The sequence below is a fragment of the Streptomyces sp. CNH287 genome, from assembly GCF_000424825.1.
The window spans coordinates 422,122-436,138 of the sequence record NZ_AUKQ01000004.1; the positions used below are offsets into that span (position 1 = coordinate 422,122).

Annotated in this window: 14 protein-coding genes; 3 read left to right on the forward strand and 11 right to left on the reverse strand. The window is 72.1% G+C overall.

All coding sequences use genetic code 11. The annotated features are described in order from the left end of the window. Positions 1-52: 52 nt before the first annotated feature. The gene (locus H299_RS0104860) at positions 53-583 is read right to left on the reverse strand and encodes a DUF6233 domain-containing protein (RefSeq protein WP_486587150.1); all 531 of its coding nucleotides are present in this window, start codon (positions 581-583) and stop codon (positions 53-55) included. On the opposite strand from H299_RS0104860, the gene H299_RS32185 reads away from it, so the two are divergent. The 3 genes from H299_RS32185 (at position 582) to H299_RS0104875 (ending at position 1,593) form a co-directional block, all read left to right on the forward strand. Next, positions 582-776 carry a hypothetical protein gene (locus H299_RS32185; RefSeq protein WP_037757724.1) on the forward strand — a complete coding sequence of 65 codons (195 nt, stop codon included), beginning with the start codon at positions 582-584 and terminating at the stop codon, positions 774-776. The two genes, H299_RS0104860 and H299_RS32185, sit on opposite strands and share 2 nt — an antisense overlap. Positions 777-861: 85 nt before the next feature. Next, entirely contained in the window at positions 862-1,293 is a 432-nt protein-coding gene (locus H299_RS0104870) for a hypothetical protein (protein WP_027747497.1), read from the forward strand. 75 nt (positions 1,294-1,368) lie between these two features. Beyond that, positions 1,369-1,593 (forward strand): hypothetical protein, encoded by a 225-nt coding sequence (locus tag H299_RS0104875; protein WP_027747498.1) that lies wholly within the window; start codon positions 1,369-1,371, stop codon positions 1,591-1,593. Between the two features lie 61 nt (positions 1,594-1,654). Here H299_RS0104875 and H299_RS0104880 read toward each other — a convergent pair whose 3' ends face one another. From H299_RS0104880 to H299_RS0104925, 10 genes are read right to left on the reverse strand one after another with little or no spacing between them, the layout of a single operon-like run. Then, entirely contained in the window at positions 1,655-2,374 is a 720-nt protein-coding gene (locus H299_RS0104880) for a collagen-like protein (RefSeq protein ID WP_027747499.1), read from the reverse strand. Continuing rightward, positions 2,371-2,637, reverse strand: a complete 267-nt coding sequence (locus H299_RS0104885) for a hypothetical protein (RefSeq protein ID WP_027747500.1) — start codon at positions 2,635-2,637, stop codon at positions 2,371-2,373. The genes H299_RS0104880 and H299_RS0104885 overlap by 4 nt, the downstream gene beginning before the upstream one ends. Positions 2,638-2,668: 31 nt before the next feature. After that, positions 2,669-2,920 carry a hypothetical protein gene (locus tag H299_RS0104890; protein ID WP_027747501.1) on the reverse strand — a complete coding sequence of 84 codons (252 nt, stop codon included), beginning with the start codon at positions 2,918-2,920 and terminating at the stop codon, positions 2,669-2,671. A gap of 2 nt (positions 2,921-2,922) precedes the next feature. Further along, on the reverse strand, positions 2,923-3,888 hold the full coding sequence (locus tag H299_RS38025) for a peptidoglycan recognition protein family protein (protein ID WP_027747502.1): 966 nt from the start codon (positions 3,886-3,888) through the stop codon (positions 2,923-2,925). A gap of 9 nt (positions 3,889-3,897) precedes the next feature. Beyond that, on the reverse strand, positions 3,898-4,233 hold the full coding sequence (locus tag H299_RS0104900) for a hypothetical protein (RefSeq protein ID WP_027747503.1): 336 nt from the start codon (positions 4,231-4,233) through the stop codon (positions 3,898-3,900). An 11-nt stretch (positions 4,234-4,244) separates the two neighbouring features. Then, positions 4,245-4,856 (reverse strand): hypothetical protein, encoded by a 612-nt coding sequence (locus H299_RS0104905; RefSeq protein ID WP_027747504.1) that lies wholly within the window; start codon positions 4,854-4,856, stop codon positions 4,245-4,247. Between the two features lie 9 nt (positions 4,857-4,865). Continuing rightward, complete coding sequence (locus H299_RS32190) at positions 4,866-5,465, reverse strand: hypothetical protein (RefSeq protein ID WP_037757727.1); 600 nt, start codon at positions 5,463-5,465, stop codon at positions 4,866-4,868. Further along, positions 5,462-6,565 (reverse strand): DUF5047 domain-containing protein, encoded by a 1,104-nt coding sequence (locus H299_RS0104915; protein WP_027747505.1) that lies wholly within the window; start codon positions 6,563-6,565, stop codon positions 5,462-5,464. Before H299_RS0104915 ends, H299_RS32190 begins: the two co-directional genes overlap by 4 nt. Next, on the reverse strand, positions 6,565-8,814 hold the full coding sequence (locus H299_RS0104920) for a hypothetical protein (RefSeq protein ID WP_027747506.1): 2,250 nt from the start codon (positions 8,812-8,814) through the stop codon (positions 6,565-6,567). The genes H299_RS0104915 and H299_RS0104920 overlap by 1 nt, the downstream gene beginning before the upstream one ends. A 4-nt stretch (positions 8,815-8,818) precedes the next feature. Then, positions 8,819-13,942, reverse strand: coding sequence for a peptidoglycan DD-metalloendopeptidase family protein (locus H299_RS0104925; RefSeq protein ID WP_486587151.1), 5,124 nt, complete (start codon positions 13,940-13,942; stop codon positions 8,819-8,821). Positions 13,943-14,017 lie beyond the last annotated feature (75 nt).

Consider the following 14,017-nt stretch of genomic DNA (forward strand, 5'->3'; position numbering starts at 1 on the left):
TAGCGATCGGCCCTCACCTCACCCGGTGGGGGCCTTCGCCATGCCCGGCGCGTCAGCCGAGCGCGCGGTCTGGCCGGCACACGTCGCAGGCCGCCGCCTGGCCCTCCTGGTGCGCCTGCTCCGCCTCCGCCGCCGTGATCCGCCGCATCTCCCCGTGCGCCTGCCAGCAGTCCGCGCGGTGCAGCCACCACGCCGGGCCATCCGCGGTGGGCATCCGCACCCGCGCGAGCAGCCACTGGCGGCCAGCCACCGCACCCGTGGTCGGCAGCGCGCCGTACCGCTCACCCGGGATGGGGGTGATGTGCTGCTCGTGCACGGTGATCGCGGTCGGCGCCGCCGTCGGTCGCGCGGCGCCGTCCGCGTCCTGCCACCGGTCCGGCAGCAGCACCTCGCAGGCGTACCACCAGGCCCCGTCAGGGGTGCGCTCCCGGCTGGTGACGATGACGTCCAGGGTCTGGCCGTCCGGGAGGGTGGCGCGGGCCCACGGCCCCGCACGCTCCCGCCAGCTGTCCCCGGTCATCACGATGTTCGATATTAGTTCGAATGCAGTCCAGGGTGCCCGGTGGGCCAGGATGACCCTCATGGGATTCAGGCTGATGCCGCTGTACGGCGGCCCGCTGGACGGGCAGGAGCTGGACGCGTCCGCGCTGACGGATGCCGAGCTGCGCGAAGGGCTCGCGCTCATCGCCGAGGCGGGCACGTTCGGCCCTGGCGGGCGGGCGCTGTACTCCCTCGCGGAGGACGGGTGCATGCGGTGGGACGGGGACGTGCCGTGAACGGGTTGACACCTTGCAGCACGTGATGCAAGGATTGGGTCATCGCCAAGGGCAACCGCCCAAGGCACAGGAGAAGGAGCCTCCCATGACCACCACCCGCAGCGACGTCCGCCACCAGGTCGCCACCGCCACCGACGCATCCGAGGGCACCTACGACGTCGACGCCATCGTCGCCGACATCATCGAGCAGCACGGCGCCGTCGACATCGACACCCTCGACCACGACGAGTTCTGGGCGACCGTCGGAAAGCACGCCACCGACGACACCGCGCACTACGCCATTGAGGTATCCGACGACGGCGTCACCTGGCAGGCCGAGAAGGACGAGGCGCACGGCGCCCTCGCCCTGGATGGCGAGGCGCCGCAGACCGTCGCCGCCGACCTGCTGGACGACCGGATCACCGACCTCCGCAACGCAGGCAGCCAGCCCGGCCCCATGCGCGTGATGATCTGGGAGAGCAAGGACTCGGCCGACAGCGGGGCGGACCCGATCGCGGTCGCCACCCACCAGATCTGACCCCCAGCGCAGCGAGCGGCCCGCCACCCGACGCATCCGGGGGCGGGCCGCTCCAGCACGGAAGGAGCCCGCACCATGCCCGACGATACGCCCGAGCCTGAGCTGTGGGACGTCCAGCAGGTAGCCGCCTACCTGGGCGTACAGCCCGGCTCCGCACGCGGCCAGCTCACCCGCTGGCGCATCCCCCGCACACACCGCGTCGGCCCCGACGGCCGCGCCCGCGCCTACGTTCACGCCGACGCCGTACGCGCCGCCCACGCCGCACGCCCCGGCCAAGGCGTCCGCCCCAACCGCACCTGACCCCGGACGCACGAACGCGCCCCCGCCGCCTGCCGAAGCAGGTGGCGGGGGCACGGTGCGTCTACGGGTATTGGCGTCGTGTCGGGTCCAGCGCGCGGGCCTCGGGCGTGCCGGGGTCGCCTGCCGGGGGCGCGCCGTCGCGGCGGCACACCAGCGCATCCGGATCACCGGCCGGGGCCTGGAGGCTGTAGCCGTCCGGGCATGCCGGGCCCGGCTCCCCAGCGGGACCGCGCTCACCTGCGGGACCCTGCTCGCCAGCCGGGCCGCGATCTCCGGTCGGCCCCGGCGGGCCAGCCGGACCGGTCTCGCCCTGGGGTCCGTCGACGCCGTCCTGCCCGTCGGCGCCGTCAGTGCCGGGGTCTCCGGCCGGGCCCGACTCCCCGTCGCTGCCGGACCGGCCCTCACCGCCCTCGGCACCGGGCGTACCGGGCTTGCCCGAGGGGCCGCGCCCGCCCGGCTTCCCGTCTGATCCGGGTGGGCCGGGGATCGGCACCGGAACCTCCGCCCGCTCCGGCAAATCCGCCACCGCCTCCGCCGGGTCCGGCGCGTCCGGCACCTCACCGTCCGCCTTCAGCTGGGCGCGGAGCGTCCGCACGTCCGTGGCCAGAGTGGAGACGGCGGTACCGCGCCGGTCCGCTTCCGTCCGCAGCTCGTCCGCCCGTCTGGCTTCCTGGTCCACCCGCACCCACACCACCGTCACCGCCCCGCCCAAGAAGAGCAGCGCCGCGACGATGTACAGCAGCCACCTTCGGCGGTACAGCATGTGCTCCGCGCGCGTCACGGCGTCCCCCCGAGCTGCTGCACCAGCAGACGCAGCCGCGCGATCTCCAGCTCCAGCGTCGCGACCTTCGTCTCCGCCGCCGCCTGATCCCGCTCAGCCTTGTCCCGCTCAGCCGTCAGCCGGCCGGTGAGACTGTCGTATCCGGTGATCACTCCGCCCTCCCGCTGTGCCCGCCCGGCGAGCCGGGAGCCGTACACCGCCGCCGCCGCGGCCACCGGCGAGGCCAGCAGAGCACCTATCGCCGTGACCATGGCAGCGTCCATACGCCCTCCCGGCCGCGCTCATCGGACAGGATCAGACCCGGGGCGCCGCAGAGGCGCTCTGCCGGTCGCCGATCAGCCGGGACGCCAGGCCCTTCACCAGCGATCCGGCGGCAGCTACCCCCGCCGCGCCGACGGTCTCCCAGAAGCTCGCCGAGAACATGTCGGCGGGGCCGGCGGCTACGGCCACACCGGCAGCGGCCACCACGAAGGTGGAGGCGACGCGCTCGGCCAGGTCCACGGCGTAAGTACGGGCGCTGCGGAGGATAGTGGTAGGCGTGCTCATGGTCAGTTCTCCTTCGTCAGGGTGTCGCCGAGGCGGTCGAGGGCAGCTCGGGCGCCCGCTTCCGCAGCGGCGGTGATCTCGGCGGCGGTGAGCCCGCCGCCCGCGGCGAGCCGCTCCAGGACCGCGTCCCGGGCGGCACCCCGCGCGGCCAGCTCGGCCACGGCGGCCTGGAGGCCCTTGACCCGGCTGCGGGTCTCCCGCGCCACCTCACCGACGTGCCGCAGCACGCTCTCCGGCGCCCACTCGGGGTTGGTGTCCGTGGCCCACGGCACGGTGAAGAACCCGTCCCTGCGCCACACCCGCTCCGCGATCAGGTCCGCATCTGCCCTGCTGATGGCCATGTCCTCGTCCTCCTGGTCTGTGTCTCCGCCCCAGCCGGGCGCGTGCTTGAGCCGCGCGGCCACATCCCGGCGGAAGGTGGCCATACTGAAGGTGGGGTCGATCTTGCGGCGGGTGCCTTCCTTGTGGCCGATCACGCTGTCCGCCGACCACTTGTGCGCCCGGCAGATCGCCGCAGCCCAGCGCACCGCCTGGTCGTACTGCACCGCCGGGTACGGGTCCTTCCCGTCACCGCGGTTCTCGATCTCGATGCCGTAGTAGTGCCGGTTACCGTCGACCGGCTCGGCCGCGTCGGGCCGCGGATGGGTGGACGACTCGGCGACCACGGCGTCGTGCGCGTTCCGCGCGAACGTGCCCGCGTGGTTCGCCCGGCCCGCGCTGAGCATGGTGGCGGTGCCGTCCTTCGCCAGGTGGGTGTGGCACAACGGACCCGGCAGCGAGCTGGTGCCCGACCAGCAGAGCGCCAGCGAATCCCGCCCGGCCGTGTGGTGGATGACCAGCCCGTTCACCCCGCCCCACGCACCCTTGTGGTTCCGGTCGTGACTGCGCCAGCCCGAGCGCTCCTTCACGCGCACGCCCTCAGTCTTGAGCGCCGCCAGCAGCGCGGACGCGGACAACGGTGTAGCCATAGCGACTCCTCATGTGGCGGTCTTGGGTGGCGCCCCGGGTGGTGGCGGGGGTGCGGGCGTGCTGCCCTTGATCCACTGGACGACGGTGCCCACCGTGGCCGTATCCAGCGCCGCCAGGGCGGTCACCGCGGCGGTATCCCGGGGCGCCAGGCGCACATCGGCGGCCTGGAGCGCGTCCAGGAGCATCCCCTCGTGGGTGTCCTCCCGCACGCTGTCGCGGCGGCGTTCGCGGCGGGCAGCCGCGCGGCCCCTCGTGGGTGCCGGGCCGCGGTTGAGGTCATGGAGGGTGCCCTGGTCGGCCGCCGGGGCTGCCCGTGGGCGGATCGGTGCAGGCTGGGCGGGCATGAGATCTCCCATCACAGGCTGTAGAAGCATCCGTTGAGGCTGATCCAGGGCGGCTTGTCATTCGTGCCGGTGCCGATGACGGCCAAGTGCCCGCCCGGCTGCGCGTCCAGCTTGAGTGAGGTCACCACGGACGAGAGCACCGAGCACGGCACACCGTTCGTCCGCAGGGTGGTGGGGCGGGCGGCCGTCGGCAGCGCTGTGGACGTCAGCAGTCCGCCGTTCGGCAGCGAGCCCGACGGATAGGTCAGGCCGACCCCGCCGCGGAGCATCACAGTCCGCTCCCCGAAGAGGTTGACGATGCGGTACTGGGCGGGGCCGTTGTCGTTTCCGTTATGGGAGTAGCCGGACGCCAGCGGGATCGTCGTCCAGGCCTGCGTGCCCGCCGCGAGGACCACCCAGCCGGTGCCGTCGTACCCGGTGAAAATCTTCTCCGCGGTGCACCAGGCGACCATGCCCGCGATCGGGCTGGTCAGGGTCGCGTTGCGCTCGGCGGCGTCCGCGAAGCGCATCACCGAGCGGGGTACCAGGCCGTCGGCGAGGTCGCGGGTAAGTCTGCTGGCATCCGGTGCATCAGTGAGCACGGCGAGCTGGACGCCCTGCCCGTAGTCGTCTGTGGTGGGCACGCGGCCCTCCTAGTCCAGGTAGTAGGTCCAGCCGTCCAGGCACACCCAGGTCGGCGGAGACGTCGATTCGAAAGTGCGCAGGCTGCGGGTGCCGGTGGCGATGGCCAGGCGCACCACGGCCGGGGAGACCGTCGAGTTCCGCACCCCCGCGTAGCCGATCTCGCCGGTGCTGGTGGGCACGATGTCGGTGGGGAGGGTCGCGAGTGTCGCGCCGCTGGCGATGGTGCCGCTGGTCGGCTCGATACGGCCGCGCAGCGTGATGCGTCGGCCCTCCCGCAGGTATGCGGCGGTGTAGCCGTGGCCGGGCCACCGGTAGCCGGCGGCGAGGGTGAGGGGCGTCCAGGCGCCGGGGCCGTCGTCGGTGGGGCCGATCGCGAGCCAACTGCCGGACCCGTTCCGGGTGATGACGATGATGTCGCCGACGGCGGGCAGGGGGTAGGTGGGCAGGCGGCGGGCGCGGATCTGCCCGCAGTCCACCGTCCCGTCCGACCCCACGGCGGTGACCGTGTTGAGGTGCCAGTCGGCGCCGCGCACCGCCGGGGTGCTCTCGCCCTGGTGGCGGGCCGCGCCCGCGATGGCTGACGCCAGAGAAGCGCTGCTGCTGGTCATGCGTCCTCCTTGCCGCCGATGAGCTGAATGTCGAAAGCGCCGCCCGGGGACAGGTCGAGGGTGAAGGCTTCGACCTGGTAGAGGGTGCGGCGGCCGTCTCCGTGCACGGCGCGCAGGACATCCCCGGGGGCGAGCAGAGGATTGGGCAGGCTGGAGAGGTCGGCGGTGTAGGCCGCCTTCACGCCGTCCCGCAAAAGTTTGTTCGCGGCGCCCTGCGCCGCGTTGGTGGTGGTGAGAGTGGGCGAGGAGTAGAAGTGCGGCACGCGCCCGAAAGGCCCGTCGACCCAGGTCGGTGACGTGGGGTCCTCGTCCTGCGCCATCGCCGACACCGGCGGGGTATCCGTCTCCGTGTTCTCGCCGGTGGCGACGACGATGTTGTAGATGCCGGTGCGGGACCAGCCGCGGGACACGGAGATCAGCGCCCCGCCCTCGCCCGCCGCGACTTCCCACGCCACCGGAGCGGTCAGCAGATCCGGCAACTCCGCGATCACGAATTGGCCGTCCGCATCGCAGAAGGCCTCGGCGCCGACGGCGGTCGCCAGTTCCTGCACGGCCGTCCACCGGTCCGCCTGCGCGTCCCATGTGCGGGGCCCCAGCGGCTCGTCGGAGACGCTGGAGGTGATCACCGCGTCCGGGAGTGTCCCGCGGATCAGGCCGGTGATCGCGGTGACCGCCGCTGATGCGGCCCGCGTCGAATACGGCGCGGTGAACTTGTCGTCCGCGATGCTCGACTCGAGGCCGGAGGCGGTGAGGGTGACCGGGCCGGTGTCCGGATCGCCCTCCAGCGAGTCAAGGCGGCCGGTGAAGACCGGCACCAGCTCCGGCTCCTCCCACCCCGGATACCGGATACCGGAGAGGATGCGAACCCGGCACCCGGCGACCGCGAGGAACTCGGCCGGGCCATACGGCAGGAGGCCCGGGTCGGGAAGTTCCACTGTCGCGGTGCGGCGCACCGCCTGCCCCCGGTCGACCGTCACGCTGCCCCCGGTGTGCGGCAGGACGTCCACCCGCCCATCGGGCCAGTGCAGCTCCACCCGGGAGGCCAGCACATGCGACTCGGTCAGCGCCGCGAGAAATCGCGGTGAGGGCGGCGGATACATCACGCTCCCATCTGGGTGCCGAAGAAGACGTCTTCCCAGGTGGCGTACCGCTCCGAGACGTGCTGCCAAGTGTCGTGCTCAGAGAGGACGTCCTGCCAGGCGCGGCCGGCGGTGCCGGCCACCCCCACCGCGGTGGGCATATCGGCCTGCCGCAGCGGCAGCGTCCAGGCACGCCACGGCTCCAGCGCCGTGCCCGCCGTCCGCCCCTCCACCACGTCACCGACCGTCACATGCAGGCCCTCATCCAGGCCGTAGCCGGGCGCCGCCTGCACCAGGAGGGTGTGGCCCGAGTCCAGCAGCCAGTGCAGCGCCGCGCGCTGCGCGTCGTCCTGGGTCCACACCGCGAGGTCGCCCTCCAGTCCGCCCCGCACATCCGAGAGGGTCACCGGGTTGCGGCGCCCGCGCACCTGGTACTGGGCCTGGGCGATAGGCCTCGTCCAGTCGGGGCCCCGCTGCACCAGCACCTTCATGTTGCGGTGCGGCATCCCCGGGTCCTTCAGCCAGACCAGGTTGCCGTCGCCGGGGTCGATGGTCGCCGTGGCGGTCTGCCAGGTGCTGGTGACCGCGCCGGTGATCGGGTCGTACGCCTCGGCGTAGTAGGACACCGGCACGCCCAGCGGCGCCTCGTAGTCCTCGACCCTCAGCTCGTCGCCCTCCAGCGGCACCCGGTCCAGCAGCCCGGAGGGGCCGCGCACCAGCGTCCGCTTCCCGTCGGGCGTGATCCGCCACACGGTGATCAGGTCGCCCGTTGACGCCTCCCGCACCGTCACCGTCATCCGGGCCAGCAGCCCGTCCGGTACCGCCGATGACAGCGGCAGGACCTGCCGCAGCGACACCGCGTCCACATACAGCGCGGACGCGGCGGCCGTCGCCGTGACCTCGACCTCCAGCCGCGCCGACACCGCCCCCGCAGGCGGCAGCACGTCATCGGAGATGATCCACCACGAGCCCGTGGTAGGCAGGGTGAAAGTGCCGGTGTCGCCGCCGAGGGACAGCTCCGCCCCGCCCGCGTCGTACCACCGAACCAGGAGGTCGACATCCCAGGAGGAGGCGCCCGCCGCGTGCGCCACGAAGATCTCCGCACGCCACGAAAGGCCCTCGGCGATCGGCCCGAACTGCTGCGAGCGCAGCACGCTCGCACCGGCCGCCGAAGAGACCCGCATCGCGTAACTCCCCGCGGGCATCACGGCTGCCCACGGGGTGGTGCGGGCCGCCGTCGCAGCCCCCGAGGCGACCGACCACCCGCCCAGGCCCTGCTCGAAAGAGGCGTCCTCCTCCGGGATCACCGAGCCCGCCTTCAGCGGCGTCGCCGGCTTGATGACGACGCCCTCCACGTCCAGCTTCTGTCCGGCTGTCGCCCCGGTCATCCCCACCGCCACCTCGCAGGTGGCGGTGCCGACCGGGGAGATGCCCGACACCCGCTGCCGGTAGAAGCCGGTACCCGGAGGTGCCAGCACGCCGCGCTTGCTCAGCAGCAGCACCCCGCCCGCGTCGTAGAAGCGCAGCTCCACCCACGGCACGCTCACCGCCGTCGGTGGGCCCAGGTAGGCGTAGCCCTGGTAGTCGACATCCGGTGAGGCGATCACCCGCTCCGTGCACCGCATCACCGCATCACCGGCCGCCACTGCGGTGAGCGTCATCAGATGGCCGCCGGAGAGGTACCAGTCCACCGGCCACGACCGGACCGGAACCCTGCGGGTGACCGCGGCGTTGGTCTCCGCCTCCCACCCGGTGGTGTCCAGCTCCCCGCCGGACTCCACCTGAAACGGCAACAGGTTGCCCTGCGTGCGGATCGGCAGGCCCAGGTAGATGTTCTCCCAGTAGTGGACCGCTGGCGCGGCCGTGGTGCTGGAAAGAAGCAGGCGGGCGCGGGAGGCACCCGCCGGGCACACCCCGGCCACCGACACGCGGTGCCACGTCGCGGACGCTGCTGTCGTTGTCATCGACCAGGTGATTGTGCCGACCGCCGCCAGCGACTCGTCCAGCCACTCGATGCCGATCCGCTCCGGCTGAGCAGCGCTGGAGGTGTCGGCGAAGGCGAAGTACACCTCTCCCGCCACCACGGGGTAGGCGGTGACCGTCTCCGCCTGCATCTCGCCCGCGGCGACGGACACCAGACCCAGCACGCCCGGACCGTTCCGCCCCCCAGCGCCCAGCGAGATCGTGCAGTTCAGGCGGACCCTCCACCCGCTCGTGTTCGGGTCGACCTGCTCCGTCGTGGGGGCCAGAAAATTCCCGGGGATCGCCACCGCGTCACCTCCTTCCCGCGCGGAGCGCCGTCGCCAGCTGCTGCTCGCTGGTGCGCACCTCGGTGCGGACGATGTCGGTGATCTCGCGGTCGCCGACGTAGACGGCGACGTGCAGGTCACCGAGTGACGCGGCCCCGTCTGATCCGCGCGCAGCCGCACCCGTCAGCGCGGACATCTGCTGCCTCGTCAGCACGGGCTCGGGGCGGCCGGTGCCGTTGTAGACCGTGGACAGGCCCGGAGGGAGGTAGCCGCCGGAGTCGTAGCCGCCGGGCCGCGACATGCGCGCCGCCCAGCCCTTGCCGTACCGGGAGCGGGCGTACCTGATCCCGGCGTAGATGTTGGCGTACGGGTCATACGCACCGCGGCTCTTGTACCGCCCCGCGTACGCGTTGAAAGTGGGGTCGATCGTCTGGATCAGACCCTTCGACGGGGTGCCCCGATCCGCGTTGGAGTCCCACAAGTTGATCGCGCGCGGGTTGCCTCCGGACTCCTTCGCGATGGTGCGGAGCACGGCGTCGAGGTTGTATTTCGAGTAGATGCCCAGCTCGCGCAGCACCGCCGAGGCGACGCCGCGCCAGCGTCCGGCGCCCTTCCCGGAGCCGCCCCCGCCGCCCGTCAGGTACGGCATCGGGTCGGTCGGCTTCCCGTGCCTCCGGGCTTCCAGGTGCAGGTGGGGGCCGGAGGTGTTGCCGGAGGCGCCGACCTTGCCGATGGTCTGCCCCCGGTCCACCGCACCGGACTTGAGCGCCATGGAGGAGAGGTGCGCGTACAGGCTGGACAGGCCGCCGCCGTGGTCGATCGCAATGTGCTGCCCGTAAGGGCCCCCGTTGCGCGCCGCCGCGACGCTGCCCTTGTCGACCGCGCGCACCGTCTTCCCCGTCGGCGCCGGGAAGTCCAGGCCGGTGTGCCGACCGGAGGACCACATGGCGCCGCGCGCGCCGAAGCGTGTGCCGTACTTGGCGTCCACCGGCTTGGCCCACTGCCCGGACCCCATCTGCGAGTCCTCGGACCCCTTGATCGCGTTCAGGGCCTCGTCCAGCAGGCCCTTCGGCAGCGCCGTCGCGAGCTTCCCGAATCCGGACTTCCCGCCGGGGATCTTCCCGATCAGGTCGCGGATCGGCTTCGCCGCAGCCTTCACCCCGGCATACACGCCGCCGAGGGCCAGATCCTTCAACTTCCCGACAGCGCCCTTGACCTTGCTGACCGCGCCCTTCGCGGCGCCCTTGACGACCCCGGCCGTCCAGTCGATCGGGCCGCCATGCGCGCCGGTGGGGGCGACAGCGCCGCCCTTGGCGTAGGCGGTGCCGGACCGGCGGGCTGCGGCGCGCATGGACTCCATCGCCGCGTGACCGCCCGCACCCCGCACCTCCTTCGCCGTCCACACGTGCTCGTTGTGGGACAGCGCGGCGGGAATGGAGTCTGACGTCTCGGTACCCGCCCCGTAGACGGGGCCGCCTGTCGCCCAGCCATCGACCTTGAACTTGTCCTTGATTGGTTTAATCGGCAGGACCTTGGCGGCGGCATTCCAGAGACCACGAATGCCCTTGTTGTAGACCATGTCGATGATCCAGGCGATCGGCTTCTTCGTCAAAGTCTTCAGCTTGTTCCAGGCTTTGCCGATGCCGTCCTTCGCCGTAACGAAAGCATCCTTGACCTTGCCGACGGCCGTCTTGATGGCGTCGAATTGAGGCTTGATGCCCTTCCGGTACAGCCATTTTGCTTTGTCGGAAATCCAGTTGAAGACCGGGCGGATCACCTTGTTCCACAGCCAGGAGGCGACAGATCCGATACCCCGGAATGCGGGGGCGAGGGCCTTTTGCCACAGCCACTTTCCCACCGCCGCGAGGAACCGGAGAATCGCTATCCACGCGTTGACCTGCGGCCTGATGATCTTCTGCCACAGCCAGGAGGCGACCGCGGCGATCCCCCGGAAGACCGGGGCGAGCACCTTCTGCCACAACCACCTGCCGACCGCCGCAAGCAGCTGGAACGCGACGACGATCGGGCCGACGACGAGGACCGCCACGATCATCAGCAGCCACTTCGCGACAGTGGCGATGCCCTGGAAGGCGGGCCAGATCGCTTTCCGCCACAGCCACACGGCGATACCGCCCACGAATTGCAGCGCCGCCCAGATCGCGTCAAGTGCAGGCTTCAGGACGGAATTCCACGCCCACGACGTGGCTGCGGTGATCCCGTCCCAAGCCGCCTGCACCGCAGTGCGGAACCAACCAAAATTTTTGTACGCGTAGACGACGGAGGCGACGAGCAGCACGATCAGCGAGATGATCCGCACAATCGGATTCATGTTGATGACCAAATTGAGTAGGACGAGAGAGAGCGTCCACAGTTTGGTTGCGACCCATACCAGGTAAAGGAGTTGGAGCAGCCAGGGCAGCGATTCCGAGATGGACGCGATCGCGCGCGCCACACCGCCGAGGATTTGCAGCAGCGGACCCGACAGCGGCGACAGTGCGCGCGATACTTCGAGTACCGCACTCGCGATGTCCCCGAAAGTGGCCGCGAGTTGTGGCCCCATCTCCGCCGAGTAGGAGAGGAACCCCTCGAACTCCGGCGATCCCTTCAGGTTGGTGCCCCAGTCGGCGAACCCTCCGGTGATCGACTGCATGCGGGCCGAGATCGAATCCATGTGCGGCAGGAACGCGGCGATGATGCCGCCGACGCCCTTGCCGATGTTGCCGAGGGCGACACCGAGACCGACGACCGCAGGCCGCACCGACCCGGACAGGTCCTTCTTGAACTCGGCCCAGCCAGCCGACTTGAAGCCCCTGCTCGCCTTGTCCTGGAGTTCTCCGATGGCCTTCGCGGCCTCCAGGACGAACGGCGTCAGCCCCGGCAGGCTGTTCCTCATCCCGTTCAGCGCGCGCGTGAAGATCGGCATGACCGCAGGCTGAAGAGCCCTCGACCATGCCGTGAACGCGCTGCGCAGAGACACGAACGCGTCGAACGTGCCCCTCGCCGACGGAGTCAGCTTCGCCAACGCGGCCTGGTACTTGGCCTGCGCGGTCGCCGCAGCGTCCGCACCGCCAGCGGTCCGGATCTGCGCCGAGCGGACCTGCGCCTCCGCAGCGGCGATACTGTCCGCCGCCGACTGCCGTGCCGCCGCCACCTGCCGCTGAGCCCGCGCCACCGACTGCGCGGCCTGCTGCTCCGCCGCACCCACCGCCGCCTGAGCGCGCGCCACCGAGCGCGCACCCTCCTCCTGAACGCGAGCCACATTCCGCTGCGCGACCGCGACCCTCTCCTGCGCCGAAGCGATACCCCGCGAATTCGCGACCTGCTGGCGGGCCATCTCCTCCCGCGCCTTGGACAGGCCCGCCTCCTGGGAGGCGACACCGCGCTGCGCCGCGACCAGCCGCTCCTGCGCGGACCGCACCCGCTCCGTGCCGTCCACGCCGGACTTGTCGGCGGCGCGCTTGTCCGCGGCGAGGCGCTTCGTGTCCAACTGCTGCTCGCGCAGGCGTTGGACCGCCTGGTCATACGCCAGCTGCGCGCGCTGCTGCTCCAGCAGCGTCGCCTTAGACCCGGCCACCTGCGTGGCGCGCAGCCGCGCCTGCGCCTCCTGCACGGACAGCGTCGCGTCCCGCTCGGACAGCTGCGCACCGGCGAGCCGAAGCGACAGATCCTGAAGCTCCGCCGCCGCATCCCGGCGGGCCTGAGTCAGATCCGTCTGCGCCTGCCGGGCCGTGCGCTGCGCATCCGCCAAGGACTGCTCGGCAGCCTGCACCCGCTCGCCCGCCGCGCGCATCCGGTCCGCGGCCTGCTCGTAGGCGCCGGCGAGTGCCTGCCGGGCCGTGCGCACCTGCGCGGCAGCCGCCGTGCTGGCCTGCGCCGCCTGCCGCACCGCATCGGCCACGCCCTGCTCGGCCTGGGCAACACGCGCCGCACCATCCCGAACGGCGTCCGCGACACCCCGCTGCGCCTGGCCGATCTGCTGCCCCGCATTACGGTGCGCCAGCGCCAGCTGCCGCTGCGCACCGGACTGCTGGAGTGCCTGCCGGGCCGCCGCCGCAGCAGCCTGCCCACCCTGGCCAGTCGACTGCGTGGCGGCGTCCTGCGCGGCCTTCTGCGCTTCCAGGGCCCCGGCGATGTCCTTGATGGCCGGGGCTGCGGCGAGTCCGAGCGCGCCGACGCCCGCCGCTGCGGCGGTTGCCGCTGCGGCGATCGACCCGATCCCGGCGGCCAGCACCGGTATGGCCGGGATGGCGGCGAGCCCGGCCACCGCGATGGCGAGCTGGAGCACCGCGCTCCGCGCCTGCCTCGTGGAGACGTTGATCTCGGCTCGCTGCCCGTCAAGGGCGGACACCATCGCCTGCACGGTGGCCAGCTGCGCCATCGCCGCAGCGGCATCCACACGCACAGCGACGTCCGCGTTAGACGCGGACAGCCGCTCCAGGCGGGCCTGGAGGTCGGCGACCTTGGCGGCGGCTGTTGCGGCGTCCATGTCGACGCCGATACGGACATCCCGCAGCGCGGTGAGCTGGCTGCGCAGGGATGCGATCTCCGCCTGCGCAGGGCTGGTGTCGGCCCCGATGTTGATGTTGGGGAGGGCAGCCTCGGCCTGCTGCACCGCGACGCGGAGCCGCTGCCCGAAGGTGCCATCGGTCTCGACCCGCACCCGCGCGGGATCAGCGGAGATGCGGTCGATCTCCGCCCGGACGGCAGCCAGCTCAGCGCGGGCCCGCGCAGTGTCCGCGCGGACCGTCACGTCCGGGTGTGACGCGCCGAGCCTGCGCAGCTGCTCCTCGATCTCCTCGATCTCGGCGCGGGCCTCCGCCGCGTCCAAGTCGACGCCGATCGTGCGGCCGGACAGCGTCTCCATGCGGGCACGGAGCGCCTGAATATCAGCGTCAGCTTCCGAGGTGTCGGCGCCGATCGTGACGTCCGGCAAAGACCTGAAAGCCGCCTCGATCCGGGCACGGGCGGACCGCGCGAACGCCCCGCCGGTCTGCTCGCCCTGCCGGGTCGCCGCAGGACGGGCAGTGCGCCCGCCCTGGGTGATGCCGTCCCGCAGAGCGCCCCGGATCTCCGCCGTGATGCGGGCGGCGATCTGCGAGCCGATCTGCTGCCCGATCTGGAGGCCGATACCGCCGACCTCGGACCGCATCGCCGGGCCGAAGCTGCGGCCGGCGGCGTTGCCCGCGTCCTCCCCGGCGCGGGTCGCCGCCGGAACCAGCGCGCC